Annotated in this window: 18 protein-coding genes; 7 read left to right on the top strand and 11 right to left on the bottom strand. The window is 71.6% G+C overall.

Translation table 11 applies throughout. The features are described 5' to 3' along the window. Nucleotides 1–8 precede the first annotated feature (8 nt). The 7 genes from purF to C475_RS11750 all read right to left on the bottom strand — a co-directional run bounded on the left by purF (nt 9) and on the right by C475_RS11750 (nt 6,063). On the bottom strand, nt 9–1,436 hold the full coding sequence (gene purF / locus C475_RS11775; protein ID WP_006884060.1) for an amidophosphoribosyltransferase: 1,428 nt from the start codon (nt 1,434–1,436) through the stop codon (nt 9–11). A 3-nt stretch (nt 1,437–1,439) separates the two neighbouring features. Continuing rightward, nucleotides 1,440–1,613, bottom strand: a complete 174-nt coding sequence (locus C475_RS22370; RefSeq protein WP_006884059.1) for a 50S ribosomal protein L37e — start codon at nt 1,611–1,613, stop codon at nt 1,440–1,442. Beyond that, nucleotides 1,610–1,795 carry an LSM domain-containing protein gene (locus tag C475_RS11770; protein WP_006884058.1) on the bottom strand — a complete coding sequence of 62 codons (186 nt, stop codon included), beginning with the start codon at nt 1,793–1,795 and terminating at the stop codon, nt 1,610–1,612. Before C475_RS11770 ends, C475_RS22370 begins: the two co-directional genes overlap by 4 nt. 90 nt (nt 1,796–1,885) lie before the next feature. Further along, nucleotides 1,886–2,953, bottom strand: a complete 1,068-nt coding sequence (locus C475_RS11765; protein ID WP_006884057.1) for a M20/M25/M40 family metallo-hydrolase — start codon at nt 2,951–2,953, stop codon at nt 1,886–1,888. 84 nt (nt 2,954–3,037) lie between these two features. Further along, nucleotides 3,038–4,165, bottom strand: a complete 1,128-nt coding sequence (locus C475_RS11760) for a Gfo/Idh/MocA family protein (RefSeq protein WP_006884056.1) — start codon at nt 4,163–4,165, stop codon at nt 3,038–3,040. A gap of 63 nt (nt 4,166–4,228) precedes the next feature. Next, nucleotides 4,229–4,681, bottom strand: coding sequence for a hypothetical protein (locus C475_RS11755; RefSeq protein ID WP_006884055.1), 453 nt, complete (start codon nt 4,679–4,681; stop codon nt 4,229–4,231). Further along, a complete protein-coding gene (locus C475_RS11750) occupies nt 4,678–6,063 on the bottom strand; it encodes a cryptochrome/photolyase family protein (RefSeq protein WP_006884054.1) in 1,386 nt (461 codons plus the stop codon). The genes C475_RS11755 and C475_RS11750 overlap by 4 nt, the downstream gene beginning before the upstream one ends. A gap of 113 nt (nt 6,064–6,176) precedes the next feature. Here C475_RS11750 and C475_RS11745 point away from each other — a divergent pair, with 113 nt between their 5' ends. After that, nucleotides 6,177–6,680: a hypothetical protein gene (locus C475_RS11745; protein ID WP_006884053.1), complete on the top strand. Its 504-nt coding sequence runs from the start codon at nt 6,177–6,179 to the stop codon at nt 6,678–6,680. A gap of 11 nt (nt 6,681–6,691) precedes the next feature. Here C475_RS11745 and C475_RS11740 read toward each other — a convergent pair whose 3' ends face one another. Then, complete coding sequence (locus tag C475_RS11740; RefSeq protein ID WP_006884052.1) at nt 6,692–7,867, bottom strand: enolase C-terminal domain-like protein; 1,176 nt, start codon at nt 7,865–7,867, stop codon at nt 6,692–6,694. A 128-nt stretch (nt 7,868–7,995) separates the two neighbouring features. Between C475_RS11740 and C475_RS11735 the strand changes: the two genes are divergently transcribed. Beyond that, a complete protein-coding gene (locus tag C475_RS11735; protein WP_006884051.1) occupies nt 7,996–8,310 on the top strand; it encodes a hypothetical protein in 315 nt (104 codons plus the stop codon). 50 nt (nt 8,311–8,360) lie between these two features. Further along, nucleotides 8,361–9,311, top strand: a complete 951-nt coding sequence (locus C475_RS11730) for a zinc-dependent metalloprotease (protein WP_006884050.1) — start codon at nt 8,361–8,363, stop codon at nt 9,309–9,311. Between the two features lie 36 nt (nt 9,312–9,347). On the opposite strand, the gene C475_RS24380 is transcribed toward C475_RS11730, so the two are convergent. The 3 genes from C475_RS24380 to C475_RS11715 are packed head-to-tail and all read right to left on the bottom strand — an operon-like array spanning nt 9,348 to nt 10,748. Beyond that, complete coding sequence (locus C475_RS24380) at nt 9,348–9,719, bottom strand: hypothetical protein (protein WP_006884049.1); 372 nt, start codon at nt 9,717–9,719, stop codon at nt 9,348–9,350. Nucleotides 9,720–9,756: 37 nt separating this feature from the next. Then, nucleotides 9,757–10,197 carry a hypothetical protein gene (locus C475_RS11720; RefSeq protein ID WP_006884048.1) on the bottom strand — a complete coding sequence of 147 codons (441 nt, stop codon included), beginning with the start codon at nt 10,195–10,197 and terminating at the stop codon, nt 9,757–9,759. Beyond that, nucleotides 10,197–10,748: a hypothetical protein gene (locus tag C475_RS11715; protein ID WP_006884047.1), complete on the bottom strand. Its 552-nt coding sequence runs from the start codon at nt 10,746–10,748 to the stop codon at nt 10,197–10,199. Before C475_RS11715 ends, C475_RS11720 begins: the two co-directional genes overlap by 1 nt. 183 nt (nt 10,749–10,931) lie before the next feature. Between C475_RS11715 and C475_RS11710 the strand changes: the two genes are divergently transcribed. From C475_RS11710 to C475_RS11695, 4 genes are read left to right on the top strand one after another with little or no spacing between them, the layout of a single operon-like run. Then, complete coding sequence (locus tag C475_RS11710) at nt 10,932–13,082, top strand: DUF4129 domain-containing protein (RefSeq protein ID WP_161625193.1); 2,151 nt, start codon at nt 10,932–10,934, stop codon at nt 13,080–13,082. Next, complete coding sequence (locus tag C475_RS23875; RefSeq protein WP_006884045.1) at nt 13,079–13,957, top strand: DUF7269 family protein; 879 nt, start codon at nt 13,079–13,081, stop codon at nt 13,955–13,957. The genes C475_RS11710 and C475_RS23875 overlap by 4 nt, the downstream gene beginning before the upstream one ends. Further along, the gene (locus C475_RS11700) at nt 13,950–15,254 is read left to right on the top strand and encodes a DUF58 domain-containing protein (protein ID WP_006884044.1); all 1,305 of its coding nucleotides are present in this window, start codon (nt 13,950–13,952) and stop codon (nt 15,252–15,254) included. Before C475_RS23875 ends, C475_RS11700 begins: the two co-directional genes overlap by 8 nt. Beyond that, nucleotides 15,254–16,678, top strand: a complete 1,425-nt coding sequence (locus tag C475_RS11695) for a DUF7519 family protein (protein WP_006884043.1) — start codon at nt 15,254–15,256, stop codon at nt 16,676–16,678. The genes C475_RS11700 and C475_RS11695 overlap by 1 nt, the downstream gene beginning before the upstream one ends. Nucleotides 16,679–16,741 lie beyond the last annotated feature (63 nt).

Below are 16,741 nucleotides of genomic sequence, written 5' to 3'. Positions count from 1 at the left end.
AGGTCGGGTCAGTCGTCCGCGGAGGAGTGGCCGACGGCCGGCCGCGTGACCTCTCGGTCGGTCTGTTCGCCTTCGATGTCGTAGGGGTACTCGCCGGTGACGCAACCGAGGCACAGATCCGAATCGGACGTGCCGAGCGCGTCGGCGATCGCCTCGATCGAGAGATACGACAGCGAGTCGGCCTGGATCTCGTCGCGGATCTCCTCGACCGACCTGTCAGCCGCGATCAGCTCGTCGCGGCTGGCCATGTCGATGCCCATGTAACAGGGTGCGACGATCGGCGGGGCGCCGATGCGGACGTGAACCTCTTCGGCACCGGCCTCGTAGAGCAACTCGACGAGCTGGGAGGACGTCGTCCCCCGCACGATGGAGTCGTCGATGACCGTGACGGTCTTGCCCTCGACCGTGCTCTTGATCGGGTTAAGCTTCAGCCGGACGGCGCGCTCGCGCTCGTCCTGGGTCGGCATGATGAACGTGCGGCCGACGTACCGGTTTTTCATCAGCCCTTCGGCGAAGTCGACGCCGTCGGGCGCCGCGTCGGCGTAGCCCGAGGCGAACGCCCGCCCCGAGTCTGGGACGGGCATCACAACGTCGGTCTCGATGCCCGACTCTTCCCACAGCGCGCCGCCCAGGTCCCGGCGCACCTCGTAGACGAGTTCGTCGTCGATGACGGAGTCCGGGCGGGCGAAGTAGACGTGTTCGAAAAAGCAGTGGGCGGTCTGCTCGGTCTCGACGAGCTGGTAGGTGTCGAAGCCGCTGCCGTCGTCGTGAAGGACGACCAGCTCGCCCGGCCGCACGTCGCGGACGAGGTCGCCGTCCAGCGTGTCGATGGCCGCGCTCTCGGAGGCGAGGACGTAGCCGTCGTCGAGTTCGCCGATACACAGCGGGCGATTCCCCTGCGGGTCGCGGACGCCCAGCACCGTCTCGTCGTGGGTGATCGTCAGCGAATAGGAGCCGTGGATGCGGCTCATCGTTCGCTTGACTGCCCGGACCAGATCCTCCTCGAGGAGGTTCCGGGCGAGGTCGTGGGCGATGACTTCCGTGTCGCCGTCGGAAGTGAACGCGTGGCCCAGCGCGGCGAGTTCCTCGCGGATCTCGCCGGTGTTGATGAGGTTGCCGTTGTGGGCGAGCCCGAGCGACCCGCTCTTGAACGAGACCGAGAAGGGCTGGGCACAGCAGTTGTTGACGCTCCCGGAGGTCGGATAGCGCACGTGACCGATGCCGTTGGAGCCGTTCAACGAGTCCAGGTCGGACTCGTCGAAGACGTCGCCGACCAGGCCCATCTCGACGTGCTCGTACTGCTGGAAACCGTCGTGGGTGACGATGCCAGCCGACTCCTGACCGCGGTGCTGGAGGGCGTAGAGCGAATAGTAGAGGGGGCGGGCGACGTCTCGGTCGGCTGTGGAAATGCCGACAACGCCGCACTTCTCGTGCATTCCTTACTCGCCCGCTTTGTCCTGCCAGGCGTAGTCTCGTCGCTTGGCCGACTTGCCGAACCCGCAGGACGCACAGACCTTGTTCTTCGAGTGATACGATTTCTCACCGCACCGACGACACTTGACGTGTGTCGTGGTGTTTTTCTTCCCCTGACTCGGGGTTCCTGCACCAGTCATGGGTTGATAGAGACGACGTTGTCGCCGCGTATAATCGTTGTGTCTTGGTCGTCCTCGAGGACTAGATTCATGTGTTGGTCGTAGCCCGAGAGGTCGCCGACGTACTCCTCGCCGCCCTTGAGACGAACCGTGACCTCCTCGCCGAGCGACGCCTCCAGCACGTCCAGCGGTCGTCCACTCATACCCTGACTGCCTGTCGTCGCGTGCATAAACGTACCGCTTGCCCAATCGCCCCGCAGACTGGCCCACTCCGCGGCGTGGCCCGATCGCGGTCAGATGTCCACGCCGAACGGAGCGTGTGAGTCGGCCGCGGCGCCGACGGCGCCCAGCAGATCGGCCATCGCGTCCAGGTCCGCCGCGTCGATCACCTCGACCGGCGTGTGCATGTATCGGTTAGGCAGCCCCAGGTTCAGCGCCGGCGTCCCGCCCCGGGCGGTGTAGAAGGCGTCCGCGTCGGTGCCTGTTCGGGACCCGGTCGCCTGGAGCTGGACCGCGATGTCGGCCTCCTCGGCCACCCCCCGCACCGCTTCCACGAGCGCCGGGTGGTTCGCGCTCCCGCGGGCGACCACGGGCCCCTCGCCGAGTTCGACCCCGGTCGATTTCTTCCCGGGCACGCCCGGCGAGTCCGTCGCGTGGGTCACGTCGCAGGCGATCACGGCGTCGGGGTCCAGGTCGAACCCGACCATCTCGGCGCCCTGGAGTCCGACCTCCTCCTGGACCGTGCTGACCGCGTACACCGTCGCGTCCGCCCCGGCCTCGACGGCCCGGCGAAGGCCCTCGGCGGCCGCCCAGATGCCGACCCGGTTGTCCATTCCGCGGGCGGTCAGCCGACCGTCTTCCAGTTCCCGCACTCGCTGGGCGAAGGTGACCGGATCGCCCACCTCGACCAGTTCCTCGGCCGTCTCGCCGTCTTCGACGCCGACGTCGACGCACAGCTCGGAGATGTCCGGCGCCGAGTCGTCGTCGCGGTCGCGGAGGTGGATCGCCGTCTGGCCGACGACCCCCTCGACGGGCCCGTCGTCGGTGTGGACGGTGACGTGCTGACCCTGGGTGACCGTCTTGTCCGAGCCACCGACCCGGCCGATCGTCAGGAAGCCGTCGTCGGTGACCTCGCGGACGATGAAGCCGATCTCGTCGCCGTGGCCCGCGAACGCGACCGACGTGTCAACGTCGTCGCTTCCCTCGTGGACCGCGACCGCGTTGCCGTACTCGTCGACCCGTACCTCGTCGGCGAGGTCCTCGACGTACTCGGCCCAGACCCGCTGGCCCGGCACCTCGTACCCCGACGGGCTCGCCGTCGAGAGCAAGTCCTCCAGAAACGCCCTGTGTTCTCGCTCCATGCGGGGACGTTCGTGCGAACGCGCTTGAATCGTGTGGCTGGCGGTCGAGCCGACCGGAGACGGCGCCGGCGAACCGCGCCGCACCTACCACGACGTGATCTCCGCGTCCCGCAGCGGGCGGTCGAGCGGGATCGACACCTGTCCGCCCGTGTAGTGCGAGAGGTAGAAGCCGACGATGATCTCCAGCGAGCGGGTCGCCTCGCGGCCGGTCGAGCGGTTCTCGGCGGTCCCCTCCAGCAGGTCCTCGACGTGACGAGCGGCGTTCGGGAACGCGCGCTCGTAGTCGTCGTCCCACGTCCAGGCGCCCTCGATGCCGTACTCCGCCAGGTCCTCCTCGACGTGGTCGCCGTCGTCCAGCCGCCAGTAGCGCCACTCCCCGTCGTCGTTGTTGAGATACAGCTTGCCCTCCGTCCCGACGAACTGCATCGTCATCGAGGAGTCCGCCCGGGGGATCGTGCAGTCGACGGTCGCGAACGTGCCGTCGTCCATGACGACGAAGCCGCCGCCGCCGGCGTCGTCGACCGCGGGAGTCGCCTCGGCGCTCCCGTCGTCGCCGGCCAGCGTGTCGACGGCCTCGTTCTCGCCGGTGATGTAGCCCGAGACGCGCTCGGCGCGGGCGTCCAGCAGCGAGACGAGCATGTCCAGCAGGTGCGTCGAGTTCCGCAGCAGCTCCATCCGGAACTGCATCGACACCGCGTGTACGTCGCCGAGCAGTCCCTCTTCCCGTACGAGTTCGCGAAGTCGCTCCTGTTTCTCGGTGAACCGAAAGGAGTGGTTGACGAGCAACTCCGTGTCGGTTTCGTCGCACACCTCGACCATCTCCTCGGCGCCCGTGACGGAGGCGGCGACCGGCTTCTCGCACCAGATCACGTCCGGGTCCGCCGTCGACCGCGCGGCATCGACGACGTGTTCGCGGTGGAGAAAGGAGGGCGTACACACCGAGACGGCGTCCAGGTCCTCGGCGTCGAGCATCGCCTCGTGACCGACGTAGCGCCGCTCGGAGGGGATCTCCCAGGCGTCGCCGAACCGGTCGAGTTTCCCCTCGTCCACGTCGGCGACGGCGACGAGTTCGATGTCCTCCGTCGCCGCGTAGCCGCCGGCGTGGCTGGCCGTGAACTTCTTCTCGCCGATGTCCGCCTCGTCGTGCATCCCGAGGATGCCGAGCCCGGCGATGCCGCCGGCTCCGACGATGCCCGCCCGATATGCTGCCATGTCCCTCGCATCACCCGGCGGGGACTTGGCTGTTGCCCGGCGGTCGGCCGGTTCGGTGGTCCCTCAACTCGGGTCGTCGTCCGCCGTCAGGTCCGAGAGCGTCGCGGCCCCCCAGAGGTCGCCGACCGTGCAGTACCACGCGCCGCGCAGCCCGCGCAGGTCGTTTTCGATCGGGCTCGCCAGCGCTTCGAGGTCTCCCAGTTCGAAGACGACGACGGCGTCGGTGTCGACGAACGGGTCGATCGTCGCCGTCCAGTCGCGCTCGGACAGCGGCCCGGGCTCGCTCCGGTGCTGGTCGACCCGCTCGACCACCCGGGCGACGTGCGTGACCGCCGAGACGGGCGCCGTTCGGTAGAAGGCCATGAACTCGAACGGTTCGTCGGTCCGGTCGTAGGAAGCCGGGGCCGGGTAGAACCCCTCGCGACAGCGCTCGAACGTCGCCGGCCGCGTCGCGACGACGCAGACGCGGGCGTCGGCCGACGCCTCGGCCAGCACCGATCCGACGCCGTCGGTCATCGCTTGCCCAGCGCCCGCTCGAAGACCCGCTGAGCCCGCTCGTAACCCTCGTTGCGGTCGACGATCGGCTCCGGATAATCGGGTGCCAGTCGCTCGCGCTCGGCCGCGGGGAGCGTCGGCCAGTCGACCACCTTCCCCGCCGGCACGTCCCGAAGCTCCGGCACGTACGCCTTCACGAACGTCGCTCCGTCGTCGTACTTGCTCATCTGGCTCACCGGGTCGAAGATCCGCACGTCGACCGAGTCGGTCCCCGTCGAGGCGGTCCACTGCCAGTTGCCAGAGTTCGACGCGGGGTCGTGGTCGATCAGCTGTGCGGCGAAGTGACGCAGGCCTTTCCGCCAGTCGACCAGCAGGTGCTTCGTCAGGAAGGAGGCCACCACCTGCCGCGGCCGGTTGTGGACGTACCCCTCCGCACGCAGTTGCCGCATCCCAGCGTCGACCAACGGATAGCCCGTCTCGCCGCGCTTCCAGGCCTCGAACTCCTCGGGGTCGTCGCGCCACTCGATCGGGTTCGGGATCGATTTGTAGTTCTCCGTGGGGAGGTCGGGGTTGTAGTACAGCAGGTGGTAGTTCTGTTCGCGCCAGCTGAGTTCGTACCGGTACTTCTGAACGTTGCGCTGTTCGCCCCCAGACACCGAGTCGTGGATCTCCGTGGCATCGCGCCACAGCTCGCGGATCCCGACCATCCCCGCGGCGAGGTACGGCGACATCCGCGAGACGGCCTGTGTCGGTCGCTCGACGGCCATCGGGAGGTCATCGCGGGTGTCATTGTAGCTGTAGATCCCCTCCTGGAGGAACGCGTCGTAGCGCTCGCGGGCGGCGTCGTAGCCCGCTTCGGGGAGGTCGATGTCCGCGTCGGGCACGGGGACGGTCGCACTGCTGTCGATATCGGCCAGCTCGTCTGGGTCGGGCGCGGGAGCGGGGGACTGTTTCGGTACCTGCTGCCAGTCGTTGTGGAACTGGCTGTGGTTCGGGTACCGGTCGTCGAGGCGGCCCGGGTCGACGAGGACTAGATCGGTCTCCGCGACGGTGTCGATCTCCGTGCGGTCGCAGACGGCCTCGACCAGTTGCTGGCGCTCGCGGCGTGCGGGGCGGTAGTGTTCGTTGTAGACGACGGTGTCGGCCCCGAACTCCGCAGCGACCTCCGGCAGCACCTCGCTGGGCCGGCCGGTGCGAACCACGAGGTCGCCGCCGCGCTCGCGGTAGGCCTCGTGGAGCTCGCGGACGCCGCGCATGAGGAAGGCCCGCTGGCGGGCGCCGACGTGTTCGAGGAAGTCGGTGTCGTAGACGAACACGGGCACGACCGGACCGTCGGCGGCGGCGGTCGCGAGCCCGCGGTTGTCCCGAAGCCGCAGGTCGCGCTGGTGCCAGAACAGTCGCATGGACTCGCTCAGGACGACGGTGGCTTAGTGGCTTCGACGGAAACGGCGTTCGGTCGTCCCGTTCGACCTCGGGACGGGGAAAGCATTTGTCGCCCCCGCGAAAGGGTCGGGACGTGGACAGCGCGCTCGCGAAACGCGGTGTGGTCGCCGTTTCGCTCGTGGTGGTCGGGTTCGTCCTGATCGGCTTCTGGCCGACGACGGTCCAGCCGGCCGACGACACCCTCCGCATCGACCACGCGCCCGAGGACTTCGGTCCCGCACACTACTACCCCGAGAACGACAGTGTGAGGTTCTGGGTGAGCGCGAGCGGAACCGAACGGTCGGTCCAGCCGTTCAAGGAGTACGCCTGCTGGTACGGGATAGACGCCGCCACCGATCGACTGCGGTCGTCGCTCGACCGGCGGTTCACCACCGGTGACAGCGGGATCCGGTGGACTGGCGGGTTCGACCGTATCGTCCTTCGGGACGCCCCCCTCCAGGGGCCGACCCGACGGGCGCTTCGGCACGGGCTGCCCGACCGAGTGACCGTCTCCGTATCGATGCTCGACCGGACCGCCGAGTGTTCGTTCCCGGTCGAGATCACACGGCGAACCGGCGAGCGACCGCAGCCGGGATGAGATTCGCCGGGCTACTCGTAGACGTGGACGCTGCCGGTCTGGTTGGCCTCGATGTAGTCCCAGTCGTAGTCGACGCCGAGGCCGGGGCCGTCGGGGACGGGGACGGTCCCCTCGTCGTCGATCGATTCGAGCTGGTCCTCGTAGTCGCCTGCGTACACCGGCGGGGTGGTGTTCGGGGCGTCGGGGTGGACCAGCGCCATCTCGTAGTAGTTGCTGTTGCGGACGGCGGCCATGCACTGGCGCTGAGCGGGGCCGGGCGCGTGGAACTCCACGTCGAGACCGTGGCCCTCGGCGACGCGGGCGCGCTTGATGGCGCCGGTGATGCCGCCGTCGTACTCGGGGTCGGCGCGGACGAAGTCCGTCGCCTCGGCGTCGATGAAGTCGGTGAACGGTTCCAGCCCGCGGACGTGTTCGGTCTGGAGAATGGGCGTATCGAGTTGCTGGCGGAGCTTGCGGTGGGCGTGCTGGGAGATACCGCCGTCGCGGTAGGGGTCCTCGTACCAGAAAAAGTCCTGTTCGTCGAGCGCCCGGCCGAGTTTGACGGCGTCGGCCAGCGTCTCCAGCTCGCAGGCCGGGTCGTGCATCAGGTCCATCTCGTCGCCGACGCGCTCGCCGACGGCGTGGACGGCGTCGAGTTCCCGCTCCAGATCACGGGAGCCGTCGCTGCCGCCCCAGCCGTGGATCTTGAAGCCGGGATAGCCCAGGTCGAGACAGTCCTCGGCGAAGTCGGCGAAGTCCTCGGGCGTCTCCAGGCCGCCGTTCTCGTCGCCGTGGTATGTCGAGGCGTAGGCGGGGAGCCGTTCGCGGTAGGTACCGAGCAGCTCGTGGATCGGCGCGTCGTAGTACTTGCCGGCGAAGTCCCACAGGGCGATGTCGATGGGGCCGATACCCATGCGGTCGTATTTGCGGAGCGCGCGCTTGACCTCCGACCAGTGCTTCTCGCGGGCGAGGGGGTTCTTGCCGACGAGGTAGTCTGCGAAGGTGTTGATCTGGGCGGCACCGGGGGAGTTGCCGCCGACGTACTCGCCGGTGATCCCCTCGTCCGTGTGGACGGTGAGGGCGAACAGTTTGCGTTCGACACTCTCGCCCGGTTCGTAGACGAGGTTGAACCCGTGCTGGTCGGTCCCCATCTCGGGGATCTCGTAGGCGAACTCGACGCTCTTTATTTTCGTGATCTCCGGGGCCATACGCCTGCCTCGACGGCCGTCCCAATGAAGGGGCGGGTGTCGGCGGGATAGACCGGATAGACGAGCGGTCAGAGGCCGACGCAGTCGCCGGGGAAACCCCTTTCCGGTCGCTCGTCGAATCGTCACCCATGGCGAAGTTCACGCTACTGGAAGTCCACCTCGACGGCGCCGAATTCACCGCGAACGCACCGTACAGCGACGGGGAACCCGACGAGGGCGCCGACGGGCTCGACGCCCTCCCGTTCGGCGAATCGGACGGCGAAGCGGCCGAGACGGCAGCCGACGATGGCGGGTCGAGCCCGTTCGCAATCATCCTCACCTTCGCCGGGATGATCCTCGCCGTCGTCGCGCTTCGGCGGATCCTCGGCGGGTCCGGCGAGCCGGTCCTCGACGACTCGGAGCCCGAAGAGGCCGAGACCGGCGGGCTCCGGGCGCGGCTCTGAGCGGACGGGACGGGGAGAAGGCCTATCCCGTCGGATGACGTGGGTCAGGTATGGGACTGTACGAGAGCGTCCGGGCGGTCACGACGGCCTCCGGCGACGGCCCCGTCGACTGGAGCGCCGTCGCCGACGCCGCGAAGGCGTCGACCGACCCCGGCTCGATCGCGCTCACGGCCGAGGAGGAGGCCGCCTACGCCGAGGACGTTCGCGACGCGCGCGACCGAGTCAGGTCGGTCGGCGCGGTGGAGTTCGACCTGCCGGAGGTCGTCGAGATCCAGAACCGCCACCACTGGATCGACGCCAACGTCGCCACCTTCGAACGCGTCATGCGCCCGCTGGAGGAGCAGGTGACGATGTTCCCCGGCGCCAGCCGCGTCGTCAACACCGGGACGATGAGCGTCGCGCTCGCCTTCCTCGGCAACAACGTCCTCGGGCAGTACGACCCCCTGCTGCTCGCCGAGGGCGACGACCACGCGCTGTATTTCGTCCACCCGAACATCGAGAAAGTGGCCGACGCGCTCGACACAGACTTCGACCGGTTCCGCCGCTGGATCGCCTTCCACGAGGTGGCCCACGCCGCGGAGTTCGGCGCCGCCCCGTGGCTGTCCGAGCACCTCGAATCGACGATGGAGGGCGCCGTCGAGGCGCTCGGCGAGGGGAGCCTCGACCGCGACGCCCTGCAGGGCCTGGACACCACGATGACCGCCGTCGAGGGCTACGCCGAACTCGTCATGGATCGGGCGTTCGACGACGAGTACGCCGACCTCCGCGAGAAGGTCGAGGCACGTCGCCGCGGCCGCGGCCCCCTCTCCCGGGTGATGCGACGCCTGCTCGGTCTCGGCATGAAGCGGCGCCAGTACGAACGCGGCAAGTCCTTCTTCGACGCCGTCGCCGACGAGCGCGGCGTCGCCGGCGCCTCCGCCGTCTGGGAGGCGCCCGAGAACCTCCCCACCGACGCCGAACTCGACGACCCGACGCTGTGGCTCGCTCGCGTCGCCGAGTGAGCCCGCAGAACCGTTTTCCCGCCGCCTTCTGACCGCTCAGCGCCGCCCGTAGTCGTCCGAGCGCGACCGGGTCCGCCGGGAGTCGTCTTCGCCCTCGGCGTCGGTACTACCGCGGTCGCCTCCGCCGTCAGGGCCATCGCTATCGCCGGCCCCGCCGTCGGTGAAGGGGTTCTCGCGGTCGAGGCGCTCACGCTGGCGGTCGGCCGGCGCGGGGCCGGTCGGGACGACGTACTTCGCGAGCGGGTAGCCGACGAGCAGTCCGAGGACGACCGAACCGGCGGTCTGGGCGGCCGTCGCCTCGATCTGCAGCGTGATCAACCCGGCCGACAGGCCGACCAACAGCGTCGACCCGTAGACGACTCGGCGGTTGAACGCCGAGCGCTCCTCGGCCGAGATCGGATCGACCATCAGCGCCCGCCTCCCGAGCGTGGCGTCGTCCGGTCCATCAGAGATCCCTCGCCGTGCTGACGTGCATCGCGACGAACTGCCAGCGATCGCCGCTTCCGTCGGTCGCTGTCTCGCCGCCCTCGTTCCCGCCGTCACCGGCCGGCGACTCGGGCGCCTCGCGGGGTTCGAGCGTGCCGCTCCAGCGGGTATCGAACTCGTAGCGGATGTGCCGGTCGGTGTCGGTCCAGGCCATCGAGACGCGGTCGCCGAACCAGGCGTAGCCCTCGCGCTCGGTGACCCGCAGGTCGCGGCTCCCGACGCTCCAGTCGGTCGTCCGCTCGGTCTGGTCGCGCAGGCCCTCGGCGACGGCCTCACCGCCGACGAGCCGCTCGGAGATACCGACCTTGACCGCGCCGTCGACCGGGGCGAAGAAGGGGTCGAGCGGCTCCCCGCCGCGGAGCGCGTCGTAGTAGGCCCGGACCCGGTCGGCGGCGCTCATCACTGGAACCCTCTGTCGACGTTCTCGTCTATCAGGTCGTCGAGCTCGGAGTCGAGCAGCTGTTCGGCCTCCTCGAAGGTGTCCGCGAGGTCCTCGACCCGGTCGGGGCGACCGTACTGGTCGTACTCCATCGGGCCGTAGGCCGGCGAGTCCAGCGTGTCCATCACGTCCTCGAACAGGGCGTCGGGCGTCGTCGGTGCGTCGGCGTGAGCCTGCACGACTTCCTCCAGCTCGGTGGCCGCGTCCTCGGCCGCCGACTCGTCTTCCATCGGCTGCTGGACGCCGAACATCCCGCCGTCGCCCGGCTCTTCGGGGAACAGCGGGTCGAGGTCGTCGTCGATTTTCCGCGCGACCTCGGCCCCGACCCCCTGGACCTCGAAGGGGTTCTTCGCGTAGGTCTTGAGGTGGAACACCCCCACTGCGGGGTGCCCGAAGTACAGATCCTCCCCGATACCGCTCGCGCGGTCGCCACCGGCCGCGCGCCAGCCGCCGGGGTCGGCGTCGCTCTCCACGACGTCTTCCAGGATGTCCTGCCAGTCGCGCACGCGCATGTCGGTCGCGGGTAGGCGCCCCCCGTGAATGAAGGCATCGGTCCCGGCCGTCCGCCCGACGGATTCGCGGCCCCGGCCACTCCCACGACCGGACGATTCATAGTCGGGGCAACCTGACAGGTGTACAACTACCCGGCGACCGCGGTAACGGCCGCCCGCGGTGCCGGTCGAGAGGGTCAGATCGTGTCAGATACCGAACCGACGGACGGGACCGGCAGCGGCGAAGCCGCAGGTGTCGACCGCCGACAGGCCGCGCTCGTCGGGCTCTGTCTGGTCGGCCTCGTCGTCGCCGCCTTCGTCGCCCCGGTCGCGCCGGACGCGGGCGGCTTCGACCCGGGACGCGAGTCGAACGCCGACGCTGGCGGTGGACGCGACGCCGGGGGCGGTGGAAGCGGTGGCGGCGGTGGCGGCGGTGGAGGCAGTGGGGGTGGTGGGGGGGTGCCCGGTGGCGGCGGAGACGACATCGACGAGCCGCTCCCGATACCGGGCGACGACGGGGCCCCCATCGAGCGGGGGTGCGGGGTCGTCGTCGAGGAGGACCCGGTCCCGGGCGGCGTCGTCTCCGTCCGTGTCTACGACGACCTGCGGCCGGCCCCCGACGTGTCCGTCTGGTTCGGCGACCGCTTCGTCGGCCGGACCGACCGGGCCGGTCGCGTCGAGGGCCGCGTGCCCTACACGCGCGAGCTGAACGTCACCGTCCGGGTGCCGGGGGAGGACTGCGAGTTCTTCCGGCCGCCGGCCGGCGACGGTGAGGGGGACGGACCCGTCGAACTGTCCGTCGGAGCCGGGGCGTCGCCGGCCGGCGGCGTCGGGCGGGCTGCGGTCGACCCCGACCGCGGCGCGCTCGGCGACGGCCCGTGGACGGGTGCGAGACAGCAGACGGCCGACGGAAACGACACCGGCGCCTACGCGGTCAGCGGAGCGGTGAATCTCTCGGTCGTCGGCGAACCCTACCCCGGGACGAACGTGACCGTCCGCGCCGCGATCGCGGGGGTTCCCGTGGGCCGCGCGGCCGTGGATATCGACGGGGAACGAGCCGGCCGGACGACGGCGGACGGGCGCTACGAACTCGCGGTCCCGGCCGACGCGGCGGAGCTGTCGGTGACCGTTGAGCGCGGCGACTTCTCGGGCTCGCGAACCGTCGACGTGTGGGTGCTCGACGCCGCGCTCGTCCCCCAGGAGGGGCTGCCCGTCCCCGGCGAGCCGGCGCTGGTGGCCGCCGCCGCGGGGCCGAAGCCCGCGGCCGACGCCGGCGTCGCTCTCGACGGGTCGCGGCTGGGGTCGACCGACGGGAACGGGACCGTCGCGTTCGCGCTCCCGGCGGACCCGCGCGGGACGGTCGCGGTCGAGACCGACCGGCAGTCGGCGACGACCCCGCTGTGGACCGCCTACGCGTCGACGATACTCGCGAGCGCGCTTCTGGTTGTCGTCGGCGTCGCCGCGACCGGCGTCGCCGCACGGGTCCGCGACCGAACCGCCGCACGACGCATCGCCACGTGGTGGGTCGCACTCGCCGTCCTGTTCGTCGGCCTCGCCGTCGGCGAGGGTGTCGGGCTGCTCGTGACGGGCGCCCTCGTCGCCCTCGCGGCGGTGGTTCGACACCGGCGGACCGTCGCGTCCGGCGGTCGGACGGTCGCCGAGCGGTCGGTCGGACTCACAGCGTGGACACGCAGAGCGGCGCTCGCGGTCGCCGACGGCGTCGCGGCCGGCCTCGACCGGTTCGCGGCGCTGCTCGGAGGGGTCGCGAGCCGCTTCGCCGCGCTCCCGTCGTCGATCGGGGGGCTGGCCGCCCGGCTGTGGCAGTGGTTCCGGTCGTTCCCCGGCCGAACTCGTCGGACGCTCACCGCTCGACTCACCCTCGGCCGCGTCGCAGGCGCCCTGCTCGCCGCCGGAGTGCTCGCGGGCCTCACGTACCGGTTCGGCGCCCTGGGACTCCTCGGCGGGCTGGTCGCGCTCTGGGTCGCCGTCGTCGCGTACCGCCGGTGGGCTCGCCGGGAGCGCGACACCGACGGCGAAGTCAGCGAGGGCGGTCGCTCGGCGGTCGCGACCGACCGCAGCGCAACGGGAAGCGACGAAGACGGCCGAAAGCGGCGCTCGATCCGCGCGCTCTGGCGGCGGTTCGCCAGCCGGGTGAAGCCGGGGAGCTGGCGCCAGTCGACGCCGGGGGAGGTGTCGCGGGCGGCCATCGAACGCGGGCTACCGGAGCGACCGGTTCGCGCGCTGACCGAGGCCTTCCGCGAGGTCGAGTACGGCGACCGGCCGACCGACGACCGGAGCGAGCGCGCCCGGGCAGCCTTCGAGTCCATCGAGCGCGAGCGGGAGGACGAATCGTGAACCGCTGGCTCGCGGGACTGCTCGGCGTGGCCGGGACCGGCGCGATCGGCGCAGGAGTCCTACTGGCGGTCGCGCTCACCCCGGTGACGGCCTCGGAAGCCGGCGGGGGTGCGCTCGTCCTCGTGCTGACCGGGCTGGCCCTCGCGGTGGGCAAACTCTACCGGTCGGGCGCCGACGGGGAAGCGGTCGCGCCGGCGCCCTGGGCCGAGGGCGGCGGACTGGCCGACGGGACGCCCGAGGAGACGGCCGACCCCGCGGACGTGACCGGCGACGAGCTCGCGGCGCTCGTCGTCGATGCTTGCGAGCGCGCCAGGGGCGCGGAGACGGTCGAGGAGGGGTTCGCGGTGGTCCGGCCGCCGCTGCGCGACGCGCTGAGTCGAGTGCTCGCGGCGGGCGGGACCGACTCCGACGCGGTCGAGGAGCTCCTGGCGACCGGCGCCTGGACGGACGACCGCGTCGCCGCGGCGGTCGTCGACGAGCGGGTCAGCCTCCCTCGACTGTCGTTCCGGGCGCGCCTCCGCGCGTGGCTGTTCCCCGAGCGCGTCGTCCGTCGCGGGGCCGCTCGCGCCGTCGCGGCCGTGGACGAGGCGGCCGAGCGCGAACTCCCGCCCGTGGTCGGCCAGGAGGCCCCGCGGACGGTCCCGACGCTGGCGCCCGCGCTCGGCAGTCTCCAGCGGGCCGCCGACGGTCGGCTCCAGCGAGCGGCCGGGGCCGAGCGACGCCGGACCGACGACGGGGACGGCGCGGCCGACGACGACGCGAACGGGGCGTCGGTTCGTGAGTCACCGTCCGATGAGCGAGGCGACGACCCCGGGACCGAGGGCGACGCGGACGACCCCGAGGACCTGCTCGGGGAGGTGTGGGACGATGCGTAGGCGCCGGGTCCGCTGGCGCGGGGCGGTCGCGGCGGCGCTCGTCCTCGCGGTCGCGGGCGTCTGGAACCGCAGCGCGACGCTCGTCCTCGCCGCCGCGATCCCGCTCGTGTTCGTCGCCTACGGCACGCTCTCGACGGTGGACTCCCCCGAGGACCTGGCCGTCTCACGGGCTGTCGATCCGACGCCGGCCCCGCCGGGGCGACCGGTCAGCGTCGCGCTCACCGCGACCAACGAGGGCGATCGGACGCTGTCGGACCTCCGCCTCGTCGACGGGGTGCCGGACGACCTGCAGGTCGTCGACGGGTCGCCGCGGGCGGGCACGACGCTCGACCCCGGCGAGACGGTGACAGTCGAGTACATCGTCGTCGCCCGCCGCGGCGAGTACGACTTCGAGCCGCCGCGGGCGCGCCTGCGCTCGGGCGGCGCCGGGATGGTCGCGACGACCGAACTCCACCCGTCGGGCGACGAGCGGCTGGTCTGTCGGCTCGACGCGGGCGCGCCGCCGCTGTCCGAGCGCGGCGACGACTTCGTCGGCCGGCTCTCCGCCGACCGACCGGGCCGGGGCGTGCAGTTTCACTCCACTCGCGAGTACCGCCACGGCGACGCCGCCGACCGCATCGACTGGCGGGGCTACGCCCAGCGGGGCGAACTCGCCACCGTCGAGTACGAGCGGTGGGTCTCGACGACGGTCGTGGTCGTCCTCGACGCCCGCGAGCGAAACCGCGTCGCCGCCGGTCCCGGCCGCCCCACGGCCGTCGAACGGTCGGCCTACGCCGCCGTCCGAACCGTCACCGCGCTCATGCGGGCCGGGCACGACGTGGGCCTGGCCGTCGTCGGTCAGAAGGCCAGGGGGCCGGGCGGGCTCGACTGGATCGAGCCCGGCACGGGGTCGGACCACCGCTCGCGGCTGACGGCGAGCGTCGAGCGCGCCGTCGAGTACGACGTGGAGACGCCGGTCGACGCGACCTACCAGTTCCGGAAGGTCGCGGAGGTTTCGGGGCCGCGCGCGCAGTTGTTGCTCGTCTCGCCGCTGCTGGACGGCCGACCGGTCGAGGCCGTCGAGACGTGGGCGTCGCTCGGGCGGGCGCAGACCGTCCTCTCGCCTGACGTGGTGTCGGCGACGACCGTCGGCGGGCGGCTCGACGGCGTCGAGCGGCGAACGCGGCTGGCGCGCTGCCAGTCGACCGGCGCGCGGACCGTCGACTGGCGCCGCGAGACGCCGCTGGCGCTGGCGCTGGAGTACGCGCTCGAAGTCGAAGCCAGGCGCTCGGCGGGGGCCCCAGGGGGTGGCGCCTGATGCCGTTCGGTCCGCGACTCGACCGGCCCTCGGCGGTCGGCGACGAGGGGCGGCCCAGGGAGACGAGCCTCGGTATCGCGGCCGCGACCGTCGTCGGCCTCGCGCTGGCGACCGGGTTCGTCGTCGGCCAGCCCACGTTCCTGACGGGTCTGGGGCTCGTGGCCGGGCTGGCGACCGCCGGGGTCGCCCTGCTCGACCGCGACGCCCTCGGCGAGAAGGTCGTCGGCCACCTCCTCTTTCTCCCCGGCGCGACGCTGCTGGGACTGCTCGTCGCGCTGACGCCCGGGAACCCGTTTCTCGTCGGCGGCTACGCGCTGGCCCTGCTCGGGACGGCGGCCGCGTGGGCGGACATAGGCGACGACGACACGCTGGAGTCCGCGCTCTCGCAGGGGATCCTCTCGTACGTCTTCGGCCTCGTCTGGCTGTTCGGCGCCGGGATCGCCCTCGGTGCGGGATTCCTCGGCTGGCGGCTCGTCGACAGCACCGTCGCCACTGAGGACCCGACGGTCGCCGCGGTCGGCTTCCTACTCGTCCTCGGCGCCGTACTCGGTGCGGTCCGGCTCTCGCTGGAGGGGCTGCCGGTCGTCCAGCTGACCCCTCGGCCTCGTCGCGACGCCGTCCGGGCGCGCCTCGAACGCGGCGAGCGGGCGCTCTCCCTGCTGGCGGCCGTCGCCGTCAGCGTCGGCCTCGTCTCGCTGATCTTCACTACCACCGACTCGCCCGCGGTGGCGCTCGTCCCCGGCGCGACGCCGGTCGTCCGGCGGCTCGCGTCGGCCCCGGTCGTCGGGCCGCTGCTGGCCGTCGGCGGGCTCGCGCTGCTCTCGGCCGGCGTCGCCGTGGCCGGCCGGCAGGTGACCCAGCGCTACGGCGAGCGGAGGACGAAGACGGTCGCGGCCGGCGTGGCCGGCGGCGGGTACCTGGTCGTACTGCTGTTGGGCGTGCTCCCGGCGGCCGCCGGGTTCCTCGTCTTCAGTCCGCTCCCGGTCTTCGGCGGCGTGTTGCTCGCGCCGCTGGCGCTGCTCGTCGCCGTCGGGGCCGCCCTCGTCGCCGTCCGCATCGGCCTGTTCCCCGACCGGGCAGGCGGTCCCGCGCTCGCGGCGGCCGGGCTGGTCCTGGCGGCCGTCGGCGCCGATTCGATGGGGCTGGCCGCGCCGCTCGTGTTCGCCACCGTCGCCGGCGCGCTCGTCGTCTGGGACGCCGGATCGTTCGGCCTCGGACTCGCGGCCGAACTCGGCCACCGACCGGAGACCAGACGGCTCGAACTGTATCACGGCGTCTTCGCCGTCGGGATCGGAGCTGTCGCGGTCCTCGGCGCGACCGCCCTGTACGCGGTTCGGACGAGCGCCGGCACCGGCGGCCACACCCTCGCCATGACCGCGGCCGTCGTCGGAACGCTAGTGCTCGGCGCGCTTCTCCGGGGGTGAGGTTCGGACCCGAACGGACTCGCACCGGCCGAACGCATAGCTTCTTGTCGGTGGGGTCACAGG

Origin of the sequence: Halosimplex carlsbadense 2-9-1 (genome assembly GCF_000337455.1) — an archaeon.
GTDB lineage: Archaea > Halobacteriota > Halobacteria > Halobacteriales > Haloarculaceae > Halosimplex > Halosimplex carlsbadense.
Note: the sequence above shows the minus strand (reverse complement) of the source record. Positions and strands in the feature narration are given on the sequence as shown.